The organism is Verrucomicrobiota bacterium, from assembly GCA_027622555.1.
GTDB lineage: Bacteria > Verrucomicrobiota > Verrucomicrobiia > Opitutales > UBA2995 > UBA2995.
Genome location: JAQBYJ010000013.1, coordinates 45,312 through 70,807 on the forward strand (window position 1 = coordinate 45,312; position 25,496 = coordinate 70,807).

The 25,496-nt window shown below is 46.0% G+C and carries 23 protein-coding genes; 16 read left to right on the top strand and 7 right to left on the bottom strand.

Features of this window, described 5'->3' with window-relative positions; translation table 11 throughout:
• The first annotated feature begins 179 nt into the window (after positions 1 to 179).
• From O3C43_05575 to O3C43_05595, 5 genes are all read left to right on the top strand, one after another.
• Complete coding sequence (locus O3C43_05575; GenBank protein ID MDA1065953.1) at positions 180 to 569, top strand: RNA-binding protein; 390 nt, start codon at positions 180 to 182, stop codon at positions 567 to 569.
• Positions 570 to 692: 123 nt separating this feature from the next.
• On the top strand, positions 693 to 2,132 hold the full coding sequence (locus O3C43_05580) for an FAD-binding protein (GenBank protein MDA1065954.1): 1,440 nt from the start codon (positions 693 to 695) through the stop codon (positions 2,130 to 2,132).
• 2 nt (positions 2,133 to 2,134) lie between these two features.
• Positions 2,135 to 3,244 carry an FAD-binding protein gene (locus O3C43_05585; protein ID MDA1065955.1) on the top strand — a complete coding sequence of 370 codons (1,110 nt, stop codon included), beginning with the start codon at positions 2,135 to 2,137 and terminating at the stop codon, positions 3,242 to 3,244.
• 5 nt (positions 3,245 to 3,249) lie between these two features.
• Positions 3,250 to 4,515 (top strand): heterodisulfide reductase-related iron-sulfur binding cluster, encoded by a 1,266-nt coding sequence (locus O3C43_05590; protein ID MDA1065956.1) that lies wholly within the window; start codon positions 3,250 to 3,252, stop codon positions 4,513 to 4,515.
• A 206-nt stretch (positions 4,516 to 4,721) separates the two neighbouring features.
• Complete coding sequence (locus O3C43_05595) at positions 4,722 to 5,210, top strand: cell wall hydrolase (GenBank protein MDA1065957.1); 489 nt, start codon at positions 4,722 to 4,724, stop codon at positions 5,208 to 5,210.
• Between the two features lie 44 nt (positions 5,211 to 5,254).
• Here the strand turns inward: O3C43_05595 and O3C43_05600 are convergent, their stop codons facing one another.
• The 3 genes from O3C43_05600 to O3C43_05610 form a co-directional block, all read right to left on the bottom strand.
• Complete coding sequence (locus O3C43_05600; protein MDA1065958.1) at positions 5,255 to 5,572, bottom strand: hypothetical protein; 318 nt, start codon at positions 5,570 to 5,572, stop codon at positions 5,255 to 5,257.
• Between the two features lie 51 nt (positions 5,573 to 5,623).
• Positions 5,624 to 6,589 carry a glycosyl hydrolase gene (locus O3C43_05605; protein ID MDA1065959.1) on the bottom strand — a complete coding sequence of 322 codons (966 nt, stop codon included), beginning with the start codon at positions 6,587 to 6,589 and terminating at the stop codon, positions 5,624 to 5,626.
• Positions 6,590 to 6,820: 231 nt separating this feature from the next.
• The gene (locus O3C43_05610) at positions 6,821 to 7,498 is read right to left on the bottom strand and encodes a DUF2161 family putative PD-(D/E)XK-type phosphodiesterase (protein MDA1065960.1); all 678 of its coding nucleotides are present in this window, start codon (positions 7,496 to 7,498) and stop codon (positions 6,821 to 6,823) included.
• A 62-nt stretch (positions 7,499 to 7,560) separates the two neighbouring features.
• Between O3C43_05610 and O3C43_05615 the strand changes: the two genes are divergently transcribed.
• Entirely contained in the window at positions 7,561 to 7,914 is a 354-nt protein-coding gene (locus O3C43_05615) for an arsenate reductase family protein (GenBank protein MDA1065961.1), read from the top strand.
• Here the strand turns inward: O3C43_05615 and O3C43_05620 are convergent.
• From O3C43_05620 to O3C43_05635, 4 genes are all read right to left on the bottom strand, one after another.
• A complete protein-coding gene (locus O3C43_05620; protein ID MDA1065962.1) occupies positions 7,806 to 8,597 on the bottom strand; it encodes a TIGR04283 family arsenosugar biosynthesis glycosyltransferase in 792 nt (263 codons plus the stop codon). The genes O3C43_05615 and O3C43_05620 overlap by 109 nt on opposite strands.
• A complete protein-coding gene (locus tag O3C43_05625; GenBank protein ID MDA1065963.1) occupies positions 8,594 to 9,214 on the bottom strand; it encodes a hypothetical protein in 621 nt (206 codons plus the stop codon). Before O3C43_05625 ends, O3C43_05620 begins: the two co-directional genes overlap by 4 nt.
• Positions 9,207 to 10,052 carry a DUF547 domain-containing protein gene (locus O3C43_05630; GenBank protein ID MDA1065964.1) on the bottom strand — a complete coding sequence of 282 codons (846 nt, stop codon included), beginning with the start codon at positions 10,050 to 10,052 and terminating at the stop codon, positions 9,207 to 9,209. Before O3C43_05630 ends, O3C43_05625 begins: the two co-directional genes overlap by 8 nt.
• A gap of 68 nt (positions 10,053 to 10,120) precedes the next feature.
• On the bottom strand, positions 10,121 to 10,627 hold the full coding sequence (locus O3C43_05635) for a peptidylprolyl isomerase (protein MDA1065965.1): 507 nt from the start codon (positions 10,625 to 10,627) through the stop codon (positions 10,121 to 10,123).
• A 179-nt stretch (positions 10,628 to 10,806) separates the two neighbouring features.
• Between O3C43_05635 and O3C43_05640 the strand changes: the two genes are divergently transcribed.
• The 10 genes from O3C43_05640 to O3C43_05685 all read left to right on the top strand — a co-directional run bounded on the left by O3C43_05640 (position 10,807) and on the right by O3C43_05685 (position 25,478).
• Positions 10,807 to 11,673: a hypothetical protein gene (locus O3C43_05640; GenBank protein MDA1065966.1), complete on the top strand. Its 867-nt coding sequence runs from the start codon at positions 10,807 to 10,809 to the stop codon at positions 11,671 to 11,673.
• A 281-nt stretch (positions 11,674 to 11,954) separates the two neighbouring features.
• On the top strand, positions 11,955 to 13,307 hold the full coding sequence (locus O3C43_05645) for a carboxypeptidase regulatory-like domain-containing protein (protein MDA1065967.1): 1,353 nt from the start codon (positions 11,955 to 11,957) through the stop codon (positions 13,305 to 13,307).
• An 18-nt stretch (positions 13,308 to 13,325) separates the two neighbouring features.
• Positions 13,326 to 16,451, top strand: coding sequence for an ATP-binding protein (locus tag O3C43_05650; GenBank protein ID MDA1065968.1), 3,126 nt, complete (start codon positions 13,326 to 13,328; stop codon positions 16,449 to 16,451).
• Between the two features lie 55 nt (positions 16,452 to 16,506).
• Entirely contained in the window at positions 16,507 to 17,838 is a 1,332-nt protein-coding gene (locus tag O3C43_05655) for a PQQ-binding-like beta-propeller repeat protein (GenBank protein MDA1065969.1), read from the top strand.
• A gap of 175 nt (positions 17,839 to 18,013) precedes the next feature.
• Positions 18,014 to 18,751 (top strand): class I SAM-dependent methyltransferase, encoded by a 738-nt coding sequence (locus O3C43_05660; GenBank protein ID MDA1065970.1) that lies wholly within the window; start codon positions 18,014 to 18,016, stop codon positions 18,749 to 18,751.
• A 5-nt stretch (positions 18,752 to 18,756) separates the two neighbouring features.
• Positions 18,757 to 19,770, top strand: a complete 1,014-nt coding sequence (locus O3C43_05665) for a DUF1961 family protein (protein MDA1065971.1) — start codon at positions 18,757 to 18,759, stop codon at positions 19,768 to 19,770.
• 195 nt (positions 19,771 to 19,965) lie between these two features.
• Positions 19,966 to 21,381 (top strand): sulfatase, encoded by a 1,416-nt coding sequence (locus O3C43_05670; protein ID MDA1065972.1) that lies wholly within the window; start codon positions 19,966 to 19,968, stop codon positions 21,379 to 21,381.
• Between the two features lie 39 nt (positions 21,382 to 21,420).
• Positions 21,421 to 21,804 carry a nuclear transport factor 2 family protein gene (locus tag O3C43_05675; GenBank protein MDA1065973.1) on the top strand — a complete coding sequence of 128 codons (384 nt, stop codon included), beginning with the start codon at positions 21,421 to 21,423 and terminating at the stop codon, positions 21,802 to 21,804.
• A 252-nt stretch (positions 21,805 to 22,056) separates the two neighbouring features.
• Positions 22,057 to 23,316 carry a VCBS repeat-containing protein gene (locus tag O3C43_05680; protein ID MDA1065974.1) on the top strand — a complete coding sequence of 420 codons (1,260 nt, stop codon included), beginning with the start codon at positions 22,057 to 22,059 and terminating at the stop codon, positions 23,314 to 23,316.
• Positions 23,317 to 23,495: 179 nt separating this feature from the next.
• The gene (locus O3C43_05685; protein MDA1065975.1) at positions 23,496 to 25,478 is read left to right on the top strand and encodes a hypothetical protein; all 1,983 of its coding nucleotides are present in this window, start codon (positions 23,496 to 23,498) and stop codon (positions 25,476 to 25,478) included.
• Positions 25,479 to 25,496: the final 18 nt, after the last annotated feature.

Here is a 25,496-nt window from a genome sequence, read left to right on the forward strand (position 1 = left end):
TAATTATTTGGGAGATTCAGGTTGCGCATCATAGGATACTTGTTCCAAATTATGCACCATACTCGTCCTATTAATCTATCCAAAAATCTCCTCACGCTCATCACTCATTAGATAGCATCCCTCTTTATTAAATTAGGATAATTCACAGAACCTATTGAGGAGAAACAAAACTTATATCGATGAATAATAAACTATACGTGGGCGGTCTCAACTTTGCCGCAACTCAACAGGATCTTTCGGATTTCTTTATTGGTAGTGGTACCGTTTTGGAAGCCATCGTTGTAACGGATCGTGGCACGGGAAATTCCCGTGGATTCGGATTTGTAACCATGTCCAGCGAAGCGGAAGCCCTCAACGCAATCGAGAAACTGAACGGCAAAGAACTATTGGGTCGCGAAGTATCGATCAAACTGGCGCTCGAGCGGGAGGCAAGACCTCAAGGAAATTTCGATAATCGAGGTGGAGATCGCGGAGGATTTCGCGGCAACAGAGGAAGGTCAGGCGATTCGAGAGGCCCACGCGGCGGCGAAAGTGGTGGCAATCGCGATGGAGGACACCGTGGTAGTTGAGATCGTCGGGGCGGATTTCGCGGTCGCTGAAGATAAATTTTATTCGTTAACGGCTATATGTCGGGTAGCTCAGCAAAGAGGCTTGATTAGGATTCCACCTGCCAAAACAATGGGAAGTCCTTAATGAACTTAATACACCAACTTGAGCAGCTCTACCCCTCCAGCCGTATCTTTACCAAAAAGTCTCAAATGGTGGCGTACGAAACGGATGGTCTAACATCTTTTCGAGCTGAACCCATTGCAGTTGTTGTCCCCGAGACGCATGACGAAGTTATCGAAACGGTTCGTCTCTGCCATAAGGCAGGTATCCCGTTCGTAGCGCGTGGTAGTGGCACGAGTTTGTCAGGAGGATCCATGCCTGTGCAGGATGGAGTTGTTATAACTCTCAATCGTTTGAATCGAATACTTAAGCTGGATCCAGAAAATCGTTACGCGATAGTCGAAGCTGGAACGGTGAATTTAAAAGTCAGCCAAGCTGCGGCACCACATGGCTTATACTACGCTCCGGATCCTAGCAGCCAACAGATCTGCACCATAGGAGGGAATTTAGCTTTTAACTCAGGTGGAGCTCATTGCTTGAAATACGGAATGACCGCCAACCATGTGTTGGGAATCAAGGCAGTATTGGCAGACGGAGAAGTAGTAGAACTGGGCGGTGACTCTGGCGAAACCGTAGGGCCCGATGCCGCCGGATTTTTCTGCGGAAATGAAGGCCTCTTTGGCATAGCCCTGGAAGTTACGTTGAGGCTAACTCCCAAGCCGCAACGTTACTGCACCCTACTGGCGGCTTACGATTCCCTCGAGAAGGCCGGAAATGCCGTTTCCGCGGTCGTCGATTCAGGGATGCTACCTGGAGCCATGGAAATCATGGACAAGTTAGCTATTAAAGCGGCTGAGATGGCCGTAAATGCGGGATACCCACAGGATGCGGAAGCACTTCTAATCGTAGAGCTGGAGGGTGAGATAGATGCCGTGGAGGAGGAGTTTAAACAACTATTAGCGCTCATTGACAAAACCGGAGCCTACGAAACCCGCGTAGCCGAAAACGAAGCCCAGCGACTAAAAATCTGGAAAGGACGCAAGAGTGCCTTCTCTGCAGTCGGCCGACTCTCGCCAGACTACCTGGTCCAGGATGGAGTTGTCCCTCGATCGCGACTTGGCGAAGCACTCGTGAACATTCAGAATTACAGCAAAGATTACGGGATCGCGGTTGCTAATGTATTTCATGCCGGTGACGGAAACCTGCACCCATTGATCATGTTCAATGGAAAAGAAGAAGGCGCATTGGAGAAGGCTGAAGAACTGGCCGGCAAGATTTTATCCATGTGTGTTGAAATGGGCGGTTCAATTACCGGAGAACATGGAGTTGGAGTGGAAAAGAAGAAATACATGACCGAGATGTTTTCCGAAACCGACCTGGACTGCATGAAACGGGTTCGACGGGCGATTGACCCGAAAGAAATCGCCAACCGAGGAAAAATGTTTCCCGGTGGTGAAGCGCCGGCGCTAACAACGCATGGAGCGCACCCTCTGGAAAAAGCCGGCATCATCTTTCGCGAATAAAGATGGGTCTAAAAACAGCAGCTCCCACTTCCGTTCAGGAAATAATCGATTTGGTTAAATCGGAAACATCGATCATCCCACACGGTGGAGGCAGTAAACCTTCTCTGTGGCGGTCAGCTGATTCAACCACTCTTGTAGATATGCGGAATCTTTCCGGTATTCTTGAGTACCAATCCTCCGAATACACTATTACTGTTCAGGCTGGAACCAAGCTGAGCGAAGTCGTTGCGGCATTGGCAGACAACGGTCAATACCTTCCCTTTGATCCACCTTTAGCATCAGAGAACGCGACGATTGGTGGGACGGTCGCGGCGGGATTATCTGGCCCAGGAGCGTATCGTTATGGACCACTCAAAGATTTTATTATCGGCGTAAAGTTTGTAGACGGCCTGGGAAATCTGATTCGCGGAGGTGGCAAGGTTGTTAAAAACGCAGCCGGTTTTGATTTCCCGAAACTGTTCAACGGTAGCATGGGACGATTGGGATTACTAACGGAAGTTTCCTTCAAAGTATTTCCAGAGCCTAAATCCTACGTTACTCTCACATTAGCCTGCGACAGTCCGGATGAAGCGCTTAAAATAATTCCCAGCTTGAAAGGCTACGACCTCGAAGGAGTCGAACTTGATTCGGACTTAAACTTGTCATTGAGGCTGGGTTACCAGGAGGCGACGATGAATACTCGTAAAAGCGGGCTCGAATCTCTCGTGGGGAATCAACTCCAAATGACTCTCGGAGAATCTGAGAGTCAAACGTGGCAGGCAATCAAAGCATTTGATTGGCACATTCCAGCAAACAAGCTTTTTAAGACAGCGACACACCCAGAGTCGGCTCTCAAGCTTCTTAAAGCAATCGATACCAACCATTGGAAAACTCAGCTTTCCAATGGAGGAAAGGCGCTCTATCTGAGCGGGGATGATTCCACAAATACTGAATCATTGGATGCCCTCCTAAGAGGACACCGACTTACGGGTATTCAAATCAAGGGGGATGTCTCCAGCCATTCGTTGATCGGAAACACTTCCAATTTAGCCTTTATAAACCGCGTGCAAAGAGCCCTGGATCCCAAGGGCATATTTTTACCATTCCTAGGGAAAGTGCAAGAAACCGCCTAGTAATCATGCAGCACATCATCGATAAGCAATCATTGGGACCTAACGTAAAAGCGCTTACTCAGGGAATAGAAGCCTGCGTACACTGTGGATTTTGCTTACCCACCTGCCCCACCTATGAAGAGCTAGGTGAAGAGATTAACTCCCCGCGTGGAAGGATATTTCTGATGAAAGAAGTGTTGGAAGGAGCCATCCCCATTGAAGATGCACTCGATCCCATCGACAACTGTCTGGGCTGCGATGCCTGCATAACGGCATGTCCTTCTGGCGTGGAATACGATCATTTGATTACCGCCTTTCGAGCCAAGGCAGAAAAAGAAAGACCAAAAACGCTGGGAAGAACTATTATGCGCAGCATGATTTTGAATACACTCCCTTACCCAAATCGCGCCAAGTGGGCATTTCGCGCTGGAGGATTGTTTCGTCCACTAAGAGGTTTATTTCCGAAAAAGCTGCAACCGGCACTGGAACTATTACCAGCTTCGCTTCCCAAACAAGAATCACTGCCTGACGTTTACCCTGCCAGTGGACCACTACGTGGTCGAGTCGCGTTACTTACCGGTTGCGTACAACAAGTGCTGGCCCCTGAAATAAACCGAGCCACTTTGGAAGTCTTGAGCGCCAACGGAATCGAAACGCTTATTCCAAGGGAGCAGAGCTGTTGCGGAGCTCTAGCTTTACACACAGGCGCAGAGGAGAAAGCCCGTAAAACGGCTAGACAATTAATTCGGTCAATTCCAGCGGACGTAGACGCCTTGATTACCAATGCGGCCGGTTGCGGATCCGGAATCAACGAATACTCAATTCTGTTTGCCGGTGAACCAGACGAAGCAGAAGCAATAGCTCTCGCCTCAAGGACCAAGGACATAAGTACCTATCTTCATGAAGTGGGTCTCATTCCACCACCTGAGCTGCCCAGGGAATTGAATGTGGTCTATCACGACGCGTGTCACCTTGCCCATGCACAACGCGAACTGGCCGCGCCTCGGGCCATCCTCAGCGCTATTCCCAATTTGAATCTACTCGAACCGCCAGATTGGGAAATCTGCTGTGGCTCTGCCGGAATCTACAATATTGAAAAACCAGGGGTAGCAAAAGAACTTGGCCGGAAAAAAGTGAATAATCTCATGTCAACACAACCGGATGCCATCGCACTTGGAAACATTGGTTGCATGACTCAAATTCAAAAACATTTGGAAATCTACGATACCCCTCCACCGGTACTGCATACCGTGCAAATCCTGGCAAAAGCGTACGCAAGAAAGGCTGGTTAACAAATTTGGAACGGGCCAAAGCCGATCCCAAATCAAGGCCGAAATACTCTAATAGCCCTTCAAACAAGAGGATATGAGGAACAATCGAATGGTTTGGTGGCTCCAAAATAAGATAATTTTGGGGTTGCACTCCAAACAAATGCAGGCACCTTGCCGTCCTCTTTATTCGATCCTCGTATCAGTTATCCCAAAAACATCGAATAGTTATGAAAATAGTAAAAGTTTGTTTTTGGGCTCTTTTGGCCAGTTGGGGTATTCAATCTTCAACATTGGCTTCAATTTATTCACCTGATCCTTGGGAGAGGCAGATAGTGGCAGCCTGTTTAATACTGGAAGCTTCCAACCAAGGAGAACGAGGCATGAGTGCTGTAGCCAACGTCATCAGCAACCGCGCAGGAGGTAATCCAAGAAGTATCTACAAAGTGGTTAAAAAACCATACGCTTTCAGCTCGTTGAATAGCGCTTCCACCGGCAGGACAGGTAATAAGGGCTATGCCGGACATGTTACTAAAGCCTCAAGGGATGCAAATTGGAGAATTGCGTTGGCAATTACAGATCGAATGTATGCAGGAATCTTACCGGATGGAACCCAGGGTGCTACTCATTTTACTCTGGTAAATGAGTATGAAAGCTGGATGAAACCCATGCGCCTGACCGTCGTTATTGGTAAACATAAATTTCTTCGAAAAAATTGATTCGAAATACCCCATTGGTGTAAAGGGGTATTTCGACAGGCAGATTAGACGAGGCTAACAAAAGCCGAAACAATACACCCGCAAATAAATACAGTTGCGAAAGCAGCAACGGCAACCACAAGCAAGACTGGAAAAGTCATCGCTATTATGACCGCAGCTACACAAAAAAGAAGGAAGGTACACATTCCTCCTAAAACAGACAGTGTGGTAGAGCTAATAAAGGAAACGAAGGAGGCAATTCCATAGACAAGCAGCGCCAAGCAGGAGGCCACCAATATAAATCCAGCGACAAAGGCTACGACTCCCGGAAGGAGCAAAAAACCGATCCAGGAACAAACAATAATAACTAAAAGCTTAAGCATAATGGGATTTTTCCCTTATTACACTTGGAAGCTTAGGAAAGTCGCAAAAAACTATCCATCCGAACTTATTTCACTTGTCTGATTCTCCAAGGCCCATTGCCGGAAGATTTTCAGCGTTTCGGGATCGCTATCAAAACGCCAATTGGGTTCGCCTTTTCGAGGATTGAAGTGGTTGAAATAAATAAATCCTTCCAAGCGATCATCCTTGGAGATTTTGCTCAGGAAGTCGAGAATCCAAGCCGGTTTTCGCTTATCATCAGCACAACCGATCTCAGATAAATAGATGGGTTTGTTGAATTTCACGCTGGCTCGGATTGTCCGCTCAAACACCTCTTCGTACGTCTGCCATTTATGCCATTTGTCATGATGGTCGCCGAAATTGTAACCATCAAGGCCGATCAAATCTACGTAAGAAGCTCCAGGATAATAATTGTAGAAATCGTTTTTCTCAGTCCGTTTGTCCCAAAGCACGTTGGGCGAGAACATCCACTTTACATTGTCGCAACCGACCTCTTTAAAAATTTTATGAGTGCGGCGCCAAGCGATAACAAAGGTCTCCGGCTGCGATCCCCATGGGAACCAATCGCCGTTCATCTCAAAACCAAAGCGAAGTATAAGCGGCTGCCCACACGCTTTTGCATCCTCAGCCCACTGCCTGAAATAATCATCAAAACTTCCATCCGCAACTTCTTGAAGATAACCCGTATCGCTGCCCCGACCCCACCGGCTTATTTCCAAACTTATGACCGGAGTCATGTTACGCGCATTCGCGCTTTCCACCTGATTAGTAGGAAAACCTCGCTGCGGATTTAAGTCTCTAAAGAAAAGAACGAATTGTGGATTAACTCCAAAATCATTTACAGCCTGATCCAGGCGATCCTCCCATGAATAGGCACGTGTAAGCATCTCGTAGACGCCCCACTCAACTTTTGGCGGGGATTGAACCCTGGCTTCTTTTGCAAGAAGCACAGTGGGGAAAATCGCAAAAAGTAGGCTGGTTAGGAAAGAGCGATTCATAGATGAAAAGATGACTATGAGAAAAACTGTTTAAAGATAAACAAGGTTACGAATAAAAAAATGACCCCAGGAACCTACATCCTGGGGTCAAAAAGGTGTCGAATTGACACCAAATCCAATCTGGGCAACCACGCCCAAAAAGGTAACTCTCTAACCATTCAAACTTTGAATACAGCTTAGACGCCGGGGAGTTCCAATTTATTTCCTAAAACAGGGAAATCCTTCCATTTTTTATTCAGAAAATGAGTTCAATTCAGAAACACCCAATTCTGTCAGACGATACTTGCCGCGAGAAACTCGTTCGAACCACCCATAATGGTTATTCTGAACTATACTGGCCGCATTTAATACACCGGTGGTTTCACGCATCTCAGCAAGGGAACAATTTTCTTGTTCAGCAACACAAGCGGCCAATCGCAGGACCTGTTGCCGATATGCAGTCATTATCCTTTTACGAGTTACACCTCCGGTATTAGGGTCTCCTCTTCGATTTTCAAACTCGTCGTGGAGCGCACGAAATTTGACCTTATTTTTCCGGGGCTGAAAGGGTCCAGGATCTACTAAAATATCAACCCTGGTAGTCCGAGGTCCAAAATACACTTGCATGAGTCCGAGCCCTAATCTTCGACAAAGTTTTTTAACCGATTTGTGTTGTTGGTTGAGTACATTAGCCGCTGACGCCGAGGCTGGAACAGCTAGATAAACGCGATCAGAAATGGCCAACCGATCGATGCCTTGAAAAAGCAACTTTAGATTAAAGGATTTTTTAAGTTCAACCAATACAGTCTCCCGGTCTTGATGGGTAGCGACCAGATCGACGCCTTTGATCTCCCCTTTGACCGTATAGCCACGCTCCTCGAGGTAGTGTTTGATAGGCTCGTAAAGGTCGGACTCAAATTGAATGGGCATATAGTGTATGTAAGACGGAAAAAGCTTTTAAAATGGTTTCGAAGTTTTCTACTCAATAGAAGATGATAAAAATCTACACCTACAAAAATTGCAGCACCTGCAAAAATGCTACCAAATGGCTGACGAGCCAAGGCTTGAGTTTCGATGAGATTGCCATTCGCGAAACTCCCCCAACCAAACGAGAATTGGAAACGATGCTAAACGTTTATGGAGGAGATATCCGTAAGTTGTTTAATACCTCTGGCATGGACTACAGGAGTCTTGGATTAAAAGACAAACTTCCAAGCTTGGAGAAGCGTGAGGCCATTCAGCTTTTAACCGAGAATGGTAATTTAGTTAAACGTCCCTTTTTACTTTCTGAAACGTTTAAGATGGTTGGTTTCCGCGAAGCGGATTGGGAGAATGGGTTAGCCTGATCGAAACCTTCGGGCAAATAAAACCGACTTAACCAAAAAGGCGATGCTCCGGCCAGAAACAAGCTGACTATTCCAATATTTTTTAGCTGTTGGCGGATGATTCCTCGGGCAATAAATCGCCTTGCGGATGTGACTAACGATAAATTGGTCTTTTTCCAGCGACCGACTTTCCTCAAACGACATTGAATCTCAACATCCTCAAGAAAGGGGTAATCCCTAAATCCACCTACCTTATCAAACACATGCCTGCTCATGAAATACCCCTGGTCACCATAGGTGAGCAATGGATGGTTCAATCGACTAAAAGCACCAAAAATTCTCAACATCAGCCGATCCTCGGAAAACTCTAATGGAAAACTTCCAGCGGCAACCCCAGGCTCAGAAATTATCTCCTCAATTGCTTCACGCCAATTTTCGGGAATGGTACTATCTGCATGCAAAAACCATAAGGTTTCACCAGTTGCCATTTTAGCTCCCTGGTTTAACTGGTTACCACGTCCCATAGAGGAGCTTACGATTTTTAATAAGGGGAACCTATTTAAAACGGAAAAGGTGTCGTCGATACTGCCTCCATCAACCACGACGACTTCTAAATCTTCTTCGTTAAAAAGAGATGTCAATAGGGGGCCAATAAAGGATGCCTCGTTTAGAACCGGAATAATGACAGAGATCGAAGGGCTCACAATTCACTCTCGGGTTTTTCCTTTTTTTCAAGGTCCGAATAAACCTCGTTGCGAAATGCAACCAGCAACTCTGGCACGTCTTTGTTTATGCCTTTCTTGATCCAGGACTGAGGAATGAACCAACCTATATCAACATAGGTGGAATAGACTAAGGTAACTGATTTTCCGGACTCATTTTGATCAATACGCCACCATCCTTTAACCTCCTTAAAACTGCCGCTAACTCTTTCAAACCGGATTGAATATCCAGGACCGTACTGCTCTTTAAAAACATAATTAAACCTGGGAAGCAACGGGTGCAACTTGAGTTTTTGCTCGATGATTTTCCATTGATCGCCTGATTCAATAATTCGAATTTCCTTCACACTTTTTACGTATCCGGGAATACGGTCCTGATCCTGCATCACAGCCCAAACTGAAGCGGCAGGAGCGTCGATTTGAATGGCAGCCTTGAAGAGGTAGGACCCTTCAGGTTCAAGAAAAACAATTTCACCGGCGGCAAGAGTTTCCTTTTGTTCGGATGTGAACGACTCCGCCGCTTGAGTAGAAACGACCTGGCCCGACAAAATGAAAAATATTAAGTAAATAGATCGGACCAATTTTATAAGCTTAACCATCAGGATGGGAAAATTCGTTCAGTGACCAGTCGTAGCTGAGAAAATCTAAATCGGTATGTTTGGATTGGAGTAATCTCCTCGCCCGAGGTTCTGTTATGAAATAACTGATGAATTGAAAGGCAATCCGTTCCTTTTCATTGTTTCTCTCAACCTTAAATCCGGTGTCTGGTGTTACCAAAAAGTCATCCGTATACCACTTAAATAATTGGGAGACGCAAACGCTCGTCTTTTCAAAGTCGAATTTAACACCTTTTTCCGCGTTGGTTAGATACTTTCGAGTTTGTTCCTCCAGTTGCCGATCAAGCTGATCAAAGGTAAATGCTTCTGGTCGCAGGTCTGGGCAACCGATTGAAGCACACACAATCGCAAAGTGCATTCTTGGCTCATTAAATTTGGGCCTTAATATTCCATGTTCGATGTATTCAATCGTGAGCAACTCGCCTGCTACTTTCCATTGAAGCTTCTTCCAAACACCAGGAATCTGGATAATACTATTCCTTGGAACTACCAGCCCTTTGATCGTTCTCGTCTTGATTGGATAGTGATCAAGAACAGCCTGCACCGTGAAGGCGTTGTAGGCATTAATCCAAAATGCCATTTGCTGTTCGCGTGACCAGTCATCCATTTCTTGGAGAGAAACGGAATTCAACTGATTGAGATAATTCGACAGCAAGGTGCTTTCATCGGACAGGCTGGCATAGTCAACCAATGCCCCATGTACATGCGTGCCTAGAATCGTATCCCAATCTTTATGTGAATGATCAAAACCTGCAACAAGACCATGTCCCAAGAATAGGGTCAGGCTTAGGACAAATGAACGTTTTAACTTGGAGGTCATACAAAGATTAGAGCAGCACAGACAAGACGCGTACCCCGATCTTCATATTCCATCCAACACTGAAAACTTTATGAAACCAGAGAGGCTGACTTTATCAGAACCGTCTCTAAAGGGACATCTCCGTGCCCGGCCTTGTTACCGGTTGCGACTGCTCCAATGGCATCAACAACATCCGTGCCATCGACAACCTTACCAAACACAGCGTAGCCGAAATCACGCCCGCCATGATTCAGAAAATCATTATCTGAAGTGTTGATAAAAAACTGGGAAGTCGCGCTATCGACAACTTGCGTACGGGCCATGGCAATGGTGTAACGATCGTTGGATACTCCATTGTCTGCTTCATTTTTGATCGGTGAATCAGGATTCTTTTGCCGCATGTTTTCCGTAAAACCACCGCATTGGATCATGAAGTTTGGAATAACTCGGTGAAATATGGTTTCTGCAAAAAAATTCTTTTCAACATAGGAAAGAAAATTTTTCACCGAAATAGGAGCTTTATCCTGATAAAGCTCGAGTGTGATGGTACCTTTACTGGTCTCAACTGAGACCTTTGGATTAGTTGAATCTGACATAAGCCGTAAAACAAAAGAGAATTTCCCCGCCCGATCAAGCAAAGTGCACAAAAGTTTTGCTCTTTATAAGTGACTCAAATCCGATTCGAGCTGCGCTAACAGAAAAACATTTAAATTCTCCGCCGATTTTGCACTATTTCGGCCATCCTCATTAAGGGGCAACTAATTTAATCTACAAGGTGAGCAAGAAAACCAAAAAGACGCATGCGATTACTCCTTGGAAGAACGTGGCGTTTTACCTGTGCATTCTCCTGTTTATACTCTCTACGATCGACTATTTTGCTAGAGGCAATTATGGCGATGGTCTATGGCTCTGGCCCCTGATGTTTGTCCCGTTGATACTGTATTTTCTTGGGATCATGTATGGAGATGTGCCGTCCCGGTTTTACCAATTGAGTGGACTTCAGCCATTTCCAATTCCCTTTTCAATGCAGTTCGATCGCGCTGTTCTAGCGGTTGTACTTCTTTTTTCAGGAATCACCCTCAACGGAGTCCTTCTCGTACTAAGTCTCCTTTTTAGCGCCCCGTTTTTTATGACGACTTTATACGTTGTCTACATGGTTATCGTCCTGATTGAGCTACCTCACAGCATCCGCATTTTCAGATATTTGCAGCACATCCAAATTATGCGGATGAACGCCGAGGATGCTACTTCACTTTTCAAAAACACAAATGCATACAGATCGAATGATGGTACCATTGATCAAACAGGTCCCAACCCGAAGTTCCTGGAAGAAATATATGAGGAGTTGAAAAAAGAAGGGGAGGCTCTCGTTCAAAAATATTCACCTCTGGGAATAGAACAGCAATATGCACTTAATCTTGCAGTAAGAGCAGGTGAAGCTGTCTGGGCCGCAAGGGCAAGCGCTGAAGCAGGTGCAGCAGAAGACTTGGAAACAAATTTAAATGTCGTCTACGCCTTGTGCAAGCATGCCGACATGGAGCCTCCATCGGATTTAAACGACCTGACAAAACAATTAAAGGAACTGCTCGAAAGCAAAGAACGCGAAAAAAGCGTTGAATCCACTCCGGCACCAGCTGGCTAGCCCTAACAGGAAAAGACCTCAATGGGCGATTCACCAAATCGTCTATGCCTGAAAAGGTAACGGATTCCCCTTTTTAACAAATCTTTTTGTAAAATCGGTATTAAGCTTCGGGTGCCCTCATTGACCGAGACATGAGGGTGAGATGGGATGATCAGGTTAAATGTACGACAATCCTATCTCAAAATATCCAAGTTTGATCGTCTAATAGTCAGGTTTTCTCATCAATAAGCTTGTTGAAAAGATCCAGGATACAGACGAATTCGAAGTAATACCTATCTATCATGCCTATCCCCTTACACCATCTGATTGGACTTCAGAACATCGCCTTGGTATGCCTAAATTTGTTTGTATTGAACTGTCAGGTAGGTGGCCAGGATTTAGCAGAAATCGTGGATCGAATTGAGGCCATCGAAAAACAGAACAACCGGTTGATCCAGCACGTGAGTGACCAGCAGGTGATAATTGATAATCTAAGAAAACAGTTAATAGGGATCAACGAAGCAACGGATCGTCAAAACGTACATATCGTCGAGCTTCAAGAATCTGCTTTCGACATTCCATCAGCGCCACCACGACAATCCCTTGGAAGTTCAATCCACATTTCAGGAGAAGCTGGAGTCATCTTTAGAGTTGGCGAAGCCAATACCAATTTTCCGAATGAAGAGTTCCGGGTCGATGAAGCCAGGGTGTTTATCGAAGCACAGATCGCTGAGAAAATTTACTTATTTTCAGAACTCGAATTGTTTTCCAGGGAAAGTAATAACTCCGATCTGGAGATCGGCGAGTTATACATCGAGTTTGAAGAAGTTTTGGCAATCGGGGATTGGGATAGGGCTGTAAACTTTCGTATGGGTAGATTAGATATACCCTTTAGCGAAGAGTATTTGAAAAGAGATGTAATGGATAACCCACTTATTTCTCACTCGGTTGCCGATTTTTGGGGAATAGATGAAGGGATCGAAGCTTTCGGTGAATTGGGAGATTTTTCTTACGTGCTTGCTGTAATGAATGGAAGCCATGATCGCCTGAGAGATTTTACTTCCGATAAATCTGTAGTCGCAAGGGCGGGCTTCGATCTGACGAATCAACTCCATTTTGGTGGTAGTTTTATGAGAACAGGAGAGATAGATCCAGAAGATGAGTTCCTTACGGAGTTGTGGTTTGGAAACGGATTCTTTCGGTCCATCGGATCAACGTCGACGACCAGGTTCGAAGTTGAACTTGCGCAACTTGAATCAACTTTCGCGTGGCAGAATGGCGAAATCGTATGGCAGAATAGTGATGAAATATTTCACAACGTTTTTTCCATTTCAGAAGCTAAACCATTTGATTTGGGATACTACAAGAGCAAGGACAATCCCAAAGCAGTCGTATTTGTAAAACCGGGACGCGTAGATGTTTTCTGCTCTATTCATTCTCAGATGAATTGCATTGTGCTTGTCATGCCAAATCCGTGGTTTGCCACTTCAGATCGCCGCGGAAATTATGAAATTAAAAACGTTCCGCCTGGGACCTATCAATTAAAGGCGTGGCATGAAAGATTACCGCCAAAATATTTAGAAATCACTGTCCCGGAAGAAGGGACTATTGAATTGGATATAGTCATGGGATTATCCGAACTACCAAAATTTTAACGAATACAAAGACAATAAATGGGAACTGAAAGACAGAGCAGGTTTAGACTTTCCTTCCAGACGAAGATATTGATTCCTGTACTTACCTTTCTGGTGCTGTTGCCTGTCATCACGGTTTTTGTTTTGGAACAGCATGTTGAATCCGCAGCGCGTCAGGAGGACCGGAAGACACTTTTCGCAGTCAGTGCCGGGTTCAGAAATTCTCTGGATTTGATAGAAAAAAGTCTTGTGATGAGATTTCGAGACACTGTGAACGAGCCTCGGTTCAAGGCAGTGGCTATGCTAAATGATCCGGACACCATGCATTCATTTTTAGTGAATTCCCTGGAAAAATATGAAGGCGATGTACAAGTCATTATTTTTACGCCTAATGATCCCAGTCAAATTCCAAGCCGAGCTCAAACAACCAATATAAAGGATCTGTCGGATTTCGAATCCAATGCCTCCCGGCTAATTCGACAGGCCAAAGATGGGACCACCCGTTCAAAACTTTCCGTCTACGACAATCGCGCCTACCATTTGATCGCAACTCCTGTTTTTCTTGCAGAAAACACGGATCCAGTTGGCATACTTACCTTCGCGGTAGAACTCGGACAGACAGCCGTTGATGATATAAAATCACTTACCAGAACGGAAATAGTAATCTATGCAGGTGAGCAATGGATAACTGGTACCGTCGATAAAGACGTTTTCTCCAGACAATCAACCGTCCTAAAACAAAGTATCAATTACCAAGATTCGGAAATAGCGACAGATGCAATTAATGGTGAACACTTTCACATATTAACGGGTCGCCTGGAGAACCTTGAATTTGCTACGCAATCCCTAAGCTACGCGCTGCTTTCTTCCTACGAAGAACGGCTTCAGGCCTTGAGCGCTACGAAGGTGATCCTGATTGGCATAAGCGTAGTTGGCATAGCAATTAGTATTTGCACAATCATGATTCTGGTTAGGAATCTCACACGTCCGTTACGACAATTACGCGATGGAGCTGAGGCCGTCGGTCGAGGGGACTTTTCTCAGGAAATCAATATCGGTTCGCGTGACGAATGTGGTGATCTTGCGAAAACCTTTAACCAGATGACATCCAACCTAAAAACCTCGAGGGATCAATTGGAGGATACGGTGGTTGAATTGAAAAAAACCCAAAATCAGCTGATCCAGCGGGAGGCCCTTTTACGTGAAAATGAAGAAGGGTTGAGATTGATAATTGAAGGTGCTCGCGATCATGTAATTTTCACCATTAATGACAATGGAGAGATCCTGAGATGGAATGGCGCGGCGGAACGAATGCTTGGTTACAAAACCGATGAGGCTAAGGAGATAAACTATATCGTTTTTTTTGCAGAGGAAGACAAAGCAACCGGAGCCTACAAAAGTTTAATCAACACGGCCAAAATAAACGGTCGATCCGAGTTCGAAGGTTGGCGAATCGGCAAGGACGGAAAGCGATTCTGGGCAGATGTCACACTATCCAGACTTGAAACTCTTCCAGGTGAACAGACTGGTGGCTATGTAGAAATTGCACGCGATATCAGCGCACGTAAAAAAGCAGAAACAGCCTTGGTCGAAGCAAGAAACGCTGCTGAGAATTCAAACCGGGCCAAGAACGAATTCATGGGTAATATGAGCCATGAAATTAGAACTCCCATGAATGGGGTTATCGGGATGACCAGTCTTCTTCTTGAGGAGAAACTCAGCGAGGAACAACGGGAGCTGGCAGATACCATCAAAAACAGTGCCGATTCTCTTTTGGAAATTATCGACGACATCCTTGATATTTCAAAAATTGAAGCTGGCCAACTGGAAATCATACTAGGACCTGTAAATGTCATAGAATTGCTGGAGGTTACCGTGAATTCATTCGCTCACGTTTTTGTGGAAAAGGATTTATGTATAAATATATTCACAACCAAGGATGTCCCGGCATTCATCGAATCGGATGGTTCCAGAATCAGGCAGGTGCTGAGTAACCTCATTGGAAATGCCGTCAAATTTACCGAAGAAGGAGGTGTACGCATCGATATGGAATACTCGAAGGAAACCAAAGAACTTTGCATTTCAGTTCACGACTCAGGTATTGGGATTCCAACAGACAAAATTGATCAACTTTTTAAACCATTCTTCCAGGTCGAGTCCAATAATTCGAGACGCTTTGGAGGAACGGGGTTGGGACTATCCATCTCCCGTAAAATAATCCGCCTTTTAAACGGAGATATATCGATCCAAAGTGTTCTGGGTAAAGGATCGACTTTTACCGTGAAAATGAAGTGCACTCCTATGGAGGATACGGTTGTATTCAGATCCTTCCCTCAGAAAAAATGCACCGTTCTATCCAATAACTCTATTTCCAATTCCGCCATTGTGGATCAACTCTCCAACTGGAGCGTTCTGTCACAAGCGAAGGATTTAACGCGCGAAAACATTATTCAAGCACTTCAGGACGACTCAATTGACCTGCTAATAATAGATGATGAGGAGAACCTCATTGAAATTGATTCGTTGATGATCGGCATTGAGAAAGTCACCTGCCCAATCATTCGTTTATTAGCCATCAATGTTAAGGCAGAGTCCACATGGAAGGGTAATTGCCTCACTTTGAATAAACCCATTCACCCAACAGACCTAAACGGATGCCTTTGCAATCTCATCGCCAAAAAAGATCCGGTTAAGCTTAATAAATCGACTGAGCCAACCGGGGGCAGTGAATTAAACCCGTCCTTCGCCATACAGTATCCGCATTCGATCCTCATCGTAGAGGACAATCCCATAAATGCCAAAGTGATGGAAACCATTCTTAAGAAACTTGGTTATGCCAGCGATGTTGCGAACAACGGTGAAGAATGTCTGGATGCCATTGAATTGAAACCATACGACATCATTTTTATGGACCTACAAATGCCAATCATGGATGGCTATCAAGCAACCGTTCGAATTTTAAATTCAGAGACCAAAAAACATCCCATTTATATTACGGCATTTACAGCAAACGCGCGACAAGATGATCGTGATGCATGTGAAGCAGTAGGGATGCATGACTTCGTTGCAAAACCGGCAAGGCCTAAAGGGATAACAGATGTAATTATTCGGGCGCATAAATGGCTCGAAAAACAGGTTGTCATAGAAGCTGGTAAGTCAAAGTAGGCTTGCCGAAACTAAAATTCGTTTGTAGGACATCATCTTCTATCAACGAAACGCTATGCTCAACTCCCCAAACCTTCTTTACGCTCCTTTAAACAACTTTTCATTGGTCCGGACAAAACAACTCGCCGGGTTTCTAAGCTTAATTTTCTTCGCTTGGTATCCAACTTCCTTGAGGGCGATCATTGATTCGCCGGGAGCGAAAGAATTGGGGATCTCTGAAAATGACTGGCCATGGTGGCGTGGTCCAAATCGCAACGGACACGCACAAAACCAAAGAATCCCAACAGAATGGGATGAAACAAAAAATATCATTTGGAAAACTCCGATTCCCGGACGAGGCCACAGCACACCCACGGTGGTGGGCGAGAGCGTATTTCTGCTAACTTCAGATGAAGCGAATAAAACCCAATCCGCGATGTGCCTCAATAGATCCACCGGCGCTCTTCAATGGATTACCCAACTTCACCAAGGCGGATGGCTAGGACGGATCCATGATCGAAACAGCCAAGCCACGCCGACCATCGCCTGCGACGGAAAAAGGATATTCGCAACATTCATGTACAATGAGCAAATCTGGCTATCAGCGCTAAATATAAATGGGGAAATTCTATGGCAGAAGAAAGCGAGCGAATTCTCCTCGCATTGGGGCTACTCGACCTCACCCGCAATCTACAACAACCTCGTTATCGTTTCTGCCGATCACAAAAATGGAGGGGAACTCACCGGCTTCGATCAGGAAACAGGAAAGGTTGTGTGGAAAACATCACGCCCACAGATCCCAAACTACGCTTCTCCCGTTATATTTTCAATCAACGGACAAGACCAGCTCATACTTCCAGGCTGTGAAATCCTCGCCAGTTACAATCCCTCTGATGGCAAGCTCAACTGGTCGTCGCCAGTCACAACGCAGGAAACAGTGGGAAGTGCGGTGACCGATGGGCAACGCATTTACGCGAGCGGAGGTTGGCCCAAGACGGAAACCGCCTGTGTATCGGGCGATGGAACGGGTGAACTTATCTGGAGAAATTCAATCAAGGTCTACGCCCCATCCATGTTGGTAACCAAAGGGCATCTTTACACCATGACCGACAATGGCTTCGCTTATTGTTGGAATACAGAAACGGGAAAGATGATGTGGCGTAACAAATTTGGCGGAAATTTCAGTGCCTCTCTCGTTCTGGTTGGCGACCAGCTTTTCGCCTCCAGCGAACAAGGGAAGACGGTTATTTTCAAAGCGAATCCAGAGGCATTTGAGATCGTGGCGGAAAACCAACTCGGGGATGAGATTTGGGCTACACCCGTCATTTGTGGAGATCGAATCTACCTTCGAGTTGCCCACCACGAAGCGGATGGTCGGCAAGAGGTACTCTACTGCATTGGTGGTTAATTGAACGCGACCCGTTTATCCGGATTTCGTAAATAAAAACAGTCTGAATTCGACCGTTTAGGATTTCCAAACGGTTGGTTTTCAAAGAGAGGACGAATCAGAAGTTCGAATTGTGACTCCAAATCCTAAGATGTATTGTCCGAGTTTACCGAATTGCCTTTTCGCCACTTTCATAATGAAATTCAGAATGCAAAAAACAGCACTCATGCTCATTTGTGTATTTTCCCTCTTGGCGGGTCTTCCCACTTTCTCGGCTCCCCCCGATCCACTTTACGAGCAACGCTCGGAGTCCAACCGCGACGGTATAGGTAAATTTTATCTGGGACGTGAGATTTCGCATGTCATGGGGCACCAGGGAGCAAGCTGGCTGGAACGGCCTACCCGTGAACAAGAGGAACGGACTGACCTGCTCATGGAAGCCCTTCCCATAAAAGAAGGAGATGTGATTGCCGACATAGGGGCAGGCAGCGGCTACTTCGCCTGGCAGTTTGCTCAACGGGTTGGTGAATCGGGGAAAGTTCTTGGAGTCGATATACAGCAGGAAATGCTGGATATTTTGGCCGAAAAAATGAAAGCCCGAGGAGTCGGCGACAGGGTTGTAGGCATTTTAGGAACCATCACCGATCCGAACCTGCCCGACAACGCGGTAGATCTGGCCATCATGATCGATGTCTACCATGAGCTTAGCCATCCCTATGAAATGACGGTTAAAATGGTAGAGAGTCTCAAACCTGGAGGACTACTTGTGTTCGTGGAATACCGAACAGAAGATCCAGCGGTTCGCATCAAACGCCTGCACAAGATGACCGAGGTCCAGGTCAAAAAAGAGATGGAAATTCAGAACCTGGAGTTCGTTGAAACGATTGGTACCCTACCGCAGCAACACATCCTCATTTTTAGAAAACCCCAATAGGCGATATGCCACCTCCAACAGAAGCCATTTTCAAAACTATTGATCAAAAGGATACGTCGGATCTGGAAGCGATACTGGAGCAAGACCCGGGCCTCGTTCACGCCAGACATCCAAACCCAGATCTCTATCACTGGACCACTTTACAATACGCCGCCGCTAAAGGGAATCTAGCTGCCTGCCGTTTGTTGGTGGATTATGGAGCTGAAGTCTACACCAATCCAATGAACACCTACCCACCCGTCCTTCAGGCAAAATGGATGAAACATCAGGAGGTGGTGGATTATTTTCTAACAGAAATTCCGGACAAGGCGGACGGCACCCACAAGCTCGGAATAACGTTAAATCTGGCCGCACGCGAAGGCTGGACCGACCTTGTTCGAAGGCACCTGGAAGCGGATCCGCTAGCCGTTCATCAGCGCGGCTGGATTGGCGACACTTGCCTACATTGGCCAAGCCACACAGTGCTTTGGACTAAACAAAGCTTCTCTGGAGACCTCAAAATCGAATATGAATATACTCGGACAGATGAGGCAGATCAGTTTGTCACTATTCTATACATACAAGCTACCGGAAGCGACGAAGAAGGTTTTCCGAAGGACATAAGCGAATGGGCAGACAAACGATCCGTTCCAGCCATGAAAACTTACTTCAACAACATGAATTCCTACCACATCAGTTATGCGGCTTACGGTGGAGATGCCGTTGAGGATGACTTCGATTACATTAGGGCTCGTCGGGACATGCCTCTGCTGAAAAAAGGGCTGACGAATACCGAACTGGATCCTGATGTCTTTCAAAGAACAGGCCTGTTCGCACCCGGTGTTCCGCACCACATAACCATCATCAAAAAAGGAAATGAGCTTTTCATGATGATTAAAAACCCGGACAAGGAATACCTGTGCCACTGGGTGAACGATAAACATCCAGGCATTACTGAGGGCCGGATTGGACTGCGGCACATGTTTACCCGAAGCGCGCGGTATAAAAACTTTCAAGTTTCGACACTTAGATCGTTTTAAATCTTTTTTGACGCTGATTCAGGTAGGGCGGTTTCGCCGCAATCCGCTGCTTCTACGACGGCTCGCTCGGCGATCGAGCCCTACCAATCTTGGTGATTTTCGACCTATAAACGTTAGGTCGCTCTATTTACTCGCCCTAAACAAGCAAACAGCCACTTGACCTGCAAGATTCAGAGGGAATAATGCATGAAAATCATGCGAATACTTCTTCTATCACAACTACTCTTATCGACGATCATCTGTGTCGCAACTCAGGCCCAGAGCCTGCCGAAAAAACCTAACATAATCTACATCATGGCCGACGACCTGGGCTGGTCGGACGTCGGTTACAACGGAGCAACATTTTACGAGACTCCTAATATTGATGCCCTTCGAGCATCGGGTATGGAGTTCAGTAATGCCTACCCCGGAGCATCAAACTGTATGCCCTCGAGGTCCTGTATCGTGAGCGGCATGTATATTACCCGCACACAGATGTGGACGCCAGGAACGAAAGCCAAAGGAAACAAGGAATACATGAAATTTCTGGTTCCTCGTAACGAGGACGATAAAGGAGACGGTGTCCTGCCTTCCAAGTTAACCATGGAACCGTCCGTCACCTCTATCGCTGAAGTCATGAACACTGCAGGGTATAAAACCGCCCATTTTGGCAAGTGGCACCTGGGACCCGATACGCAAGGATTTGATGTCAGCGACCCGGACGGACGTGGTGGTCCGGTTAAAAATTACTACGGGAATATCGACGTCTCGGAATCCCTAAGCACTGCTACCGTGAATTTCATCAAAGAGAACAAAGACGATCCCTTTTTTGTCTACCTCTGCTTTTGGGACGTGCACACTCCACTTAAAGCTCAAGAAAATGTTAAGGCCAAATATGATAAGAAATTGGCCAGCCGTCAGTGGGATAAAGAATGGAATACGACCTATGCTGCCATGATCGAAGCCGTGGATACCGGGGTCGGCCGAATCCATGAAACCCTCCAATCTTCAGGCATCGCGGAAGAGACACTGATTGTATTTACCGCTGACAATGGAGGAGCTTCGGGCTCAACCTATTGTGAGCCGCTCCGAGGAGCCAAAGGCGCATTTTACGAAGGAGGCATTCGGGTCGCCACCTGCATGAGTTGGCCGGGCGTTATAGAACCTGGCTCCGTTTGCGAAACCCCCATCACAGGGGTCGATTACATGCCCAGCTTCGCGCAACTGGGCGGAGCGACCTTGCCTCAGAAGCAGCCAGTGGACGGTAAATCGTTTGCTCCACTCCTATTCGGGAAAAAGGCTCTACAAAATCGGTCTATCTTTTGGCACTACCCTCTTTATCTTAGCGGCGATCTTTACAACAAAGTCGTCAACGTCTATGAAACTGACATTCCTTACTGGCGGGCAACACCCTGTAGCGTCATCCGAAAGGGAGACTGGAAACTCATTCAATATTTCGAAGACGACTCGATTGAGTTGTTCAATCTAAGGAAAGATCTAGGTGAACAAAACGACCTCGCTCAATCTAACTCGAAAAAAGCGCAGGCCCTACTCAAAGAACTCAAAGCTTGGCAGAAAAGTACCAACGCCGTTATTCCAACGGAGCTGAACCCCGATTTTAATCCAGGCTAATTTCATCAATTGCAATATGAATCAAAAACCACAAAAAAGATGAGTGCAGAAGAAAATAAAGCGGCCGTTCTGGCAGCCTATAACGGTTTCGCAGAAGGCAATATGAAACCCTTGATGTCCATTCTGGCAGAAAACGTCGAATGGAGTAACTACGAAGACAATCCCCTGAATGGCACCTACCATGGACCGGCCGGGGTGGAAAGTTTCTTCGCAAAATTCGAGGAAATGGAATTCACCGGATTCCAAATAGTTACTCTAATGGCCGAAGGCGATAGGGTTGTCTCCGCACTGGATGCTAGTTATACCGTGAAATCCACGGGTAAAAGTGCTTCTGGAATCGCCATGCACTTATTAGATTTCAGGGATGGGAAAGTGATCCGCTTCCAGGAAGTGGCCGCGACCTCAGTCGCCGCCTGGCGGTAAAGATTGCTTTCCATTTTCTATTAAGAGGATTGTATGCCTCCAGTGAAGAATACGAATGGGAAATGCTGCCCCGAATGAAGCTTGTTTCTTATCTCCATACCTTCGAAACTATTGCAGAATCTTTATTCCCCTCCGGATTGGTTATCGAAAGAATACTCGAAGCACGAGCACCAGATTCGGTCAAAGAACAGTTTCCAAATTTATTTGTGGATACCCGGAATTTTCCGAATTTTTCCGAGTTTCGCACCAGACATGCCTGATCAAAAAAAATGGTTCCTTCTTCTATCCGCCGCTCTCTTTTTGAGTGGCTGCCAGCACTATGTGCCTGAAGTCAAAGTGACGACTGCACCCTGGGAGCGACACACGATCGACAATTCCTCCCTGGGAGCCGACGGTGTTCGCACCGCCGACGTTAACAATGACGGACTCCCCGATCTGATTACCGGTTGGGAACAAGGCGATTTGAGCCGGGTGTATTTGATGCAAAGAAAGTCGGGCTTGAAACCCGAATGGATTAAAATAGACGCCGGGCCAGCCCCAAGTGCTGAAGATGCACTGTTCGTCGATGTTGATCAGGATGGTGCCACGGACGTAATCAGTTCCACCGAGGGCAACCACAGGAAGGTGCTCATTCATTGGGCACCGAAGAACCCGGCTAGCTACGCAGATTCCACTCAATGGGAAACCCAAACGCTATACGAGGACGGTAGCCAATGGATGTTTGCCACCAATATGGATATAGACGGTAAGCATGGACCCGATATTGTTATTGGCGGTAAAAACACAGACGGGAAATTGGGGTGGCTGGAAAACCCCGCTGATCCTCGAGATATCTCCAGCTGGAAATTCCATCTTCTCTCCCCCGTTGGTTGGACCATGTCTCTGCTGACTAAAGACATGGATGGTGACGGCGACTTCGACATCCTCCTGTCTGACAGAAAAGGGCAAACAAATGGCGTCCGTTGGTTTGAAAATCCCGGGCAAAACTATCAAGCCCTCATTCGACCTTGGACTACTCACTGGATAGCGGATCATCTCGACGATCCAATGTTTATCGACACCCGGGATTTAGACAATGATGGCATAGAAGAAATTGCGGTCCCATACTACAAGGATGACATCGGATTCATCAGCATCTTCCAAACAAAGGATCACAAAACCTGGACTGAATTTCCAGTGACTTACCCTCAAAACATGGGTCGCGCAAAAGCAGTGGCAATCGGGGACATAAACATGGATGGGAAAATTGATTTAGTCCTAAGCACCGAACATGCGGATGACGGGAAAAGTGGAATTGTATGGTTGGAGTATCAATATTACTGGGACAAACCCGACTGGATTGCTCACGATGTAAGTGGAGCCGAAGGAATAAAATTTGACCTAAACCTACTCCTCGACGTCGACGGAGATGGCGACATGGATATCGTCAACACCGAGGAAAACAATAACGCTAAAGACGGTAAAGCCGGTCTCGGTCTCATCTGGTATGAGAATCCGATTAATGAAAATTGAATTTCATTGGGTTTCGAACTTGATCCTCCAGGTTATTTCCTTGAAAATTAATTTCGCAAATCCTCAATTTTCTAGCGGTCAATTATGGTCCCAGGACACATTTTTAAATTGATTAGACCGTTGGTATTCACAGACAAAATCAATCCCCAGTCCAAGCAATCCAGTTAATCCCTCCAAACATGTTTAAATCCTTAGCCCTCTACTTTGTTCTCCTTCCCTGCCTGTCACTAAAACTTTTCAGCCAACCAACCTCTGAAGAAATCGCCGCGGCTCTGGACGACGATTTGGGTGCGATGTGGTCGATCACCACAGAAGGGGAAGGGATCCCAATGATAGAAGTAATCAGTGACCCAGAAGCGCAAAACGGAACAGCGCTTAAACTTACAGTTCCAGGAAACGCATCGCTGATTCTTGAGAGAGAGTTGCCTGAAGATGCAGTTGTCACCTTCGATTACAAAATTGATATCAGTAATTTGCGAAGGTTGCTGGTTTTTTCGGGAGGCCGGTTTGGAGAACCTCGCCCGATAGTTGAAGAATCCAAATCAGAATGGACAGAAGAATTCTACCAAAAAGACGAACCAGATGTATTTGGCTGGAGAATCGTGGATTACTCAATAGCTAGTAGTGATCAAGTTATCTGGCTAGACAACTTTTCCTACAGTCCAGGTTTTCGTGTCCAGGTTGAAGGGATTGGAATAGAGGTTGCGAAAACGCCAGATAAACAATCTTATGCTATTGGCGAATACGTTACCATAGATGCAAATCCTCCAGAAGAAGGTCACGAATTCCTATACTGGATGGAAGGATCCCTTCGGTTACCGTTAATTACCCCACTCTCTGAGGTATATAACTTCGGACCTACTAGAATTGAACTTATAGACCATAGAGTAGTTCATGAATTCTTGGCAGTCGCAGGAAGGAAATACACCTATGGTGAGTTGGAAGTGACTGTACCTGCAAATCTGAATTCTGTCGAAACTTTAGATGAAAATAACCTTGAGATATTTGAGGTTAGCCCTCCGGGAAACGACCAATATTGGATTCTATTGGAAGCGAATGGACCTGGGCTCATCAAATACAAAGCAGAAGGAAGCGGAAAAGTTAATCGAACGACAATTGATACCCTAGCAGGAGAACCTATTGAAAAATCCCTTTGGTTCGCTCCAGGGCAGGTTAAGTTCGAATTGCCTCTGGAAGGAAATCTCAAAATTGGTAGCTTCCAGTTCGTTAAGGGATTTCCGTTAGAGATCGCTGTATCAGGGTTAGGGAGCGTGGACGGCACGCCAACGGATGCGTTTTCATCCCTTGGAGGATCCCTTAGCCTTACAGCTGTGCCAGAAGACGGCTGGGAATTCAGTCACTGGGAAGGAACGATCCATTCCTACAACAACCCCTTAGAAATAACTACTAACCGGTACGAAACACTCAAAGCTGTATTTTTTAGAACAGCAGAGTTTCTTGGTTTCCAAACAAAAATCTTTGGGATAGACGAATGGACATTAGAAACCGTTGGTGAGTCCAGTTTCATCAGATCCCCTGAATTTATAGGAGGATTATTACGCAGTAGATTACAGTGGGAATTTGATGGGCCTGGCCAATTTGCTTTCGAATATGAAAGCGATGATAGATTACCCGATGTATTTCTGAATGGTGAATTGTTTCATAATATCGACTCCACGCAGGGGACACCGAGAATGGTTGAAATGGAGCTAGTACCGGGGAAGAACCTGGTTGAGATTGTCGCCGACAACGTTTTCGCCACATCAGAATTTTTGGAGCTTACGATTAAATACCTCACGTGGACACCAGGATTCAAAATTAGGAAAGTCTCCAGTGCCGGAGGAAGTATTTCAGGAATTGCGTCGGGTGAATCGCGAGTAGACCCTGGAACTGTATTAAACCTCACCGCCGAACCGGACGAAGGAAATAATTTCATTTCCTGGAATGGATCTCTCGCGGGCAACAATCCGATGCAAGAGATTGCGGTTTTCAGTGATCTGGAAATATTCGCAAATTTTCATACTCCGGTAACAGATGATCTATGGGTGACTCATTTAGGAGGAAATCAACTATGGAGCAAGGTCGAAGGACAATGGACTACACCCGAAACTCTAGCTAGACCCTGTTCGAAAAGCCGCTGGTTGTCCGTAAAATGCGCATGATAAAGTTTTGGAAAACCA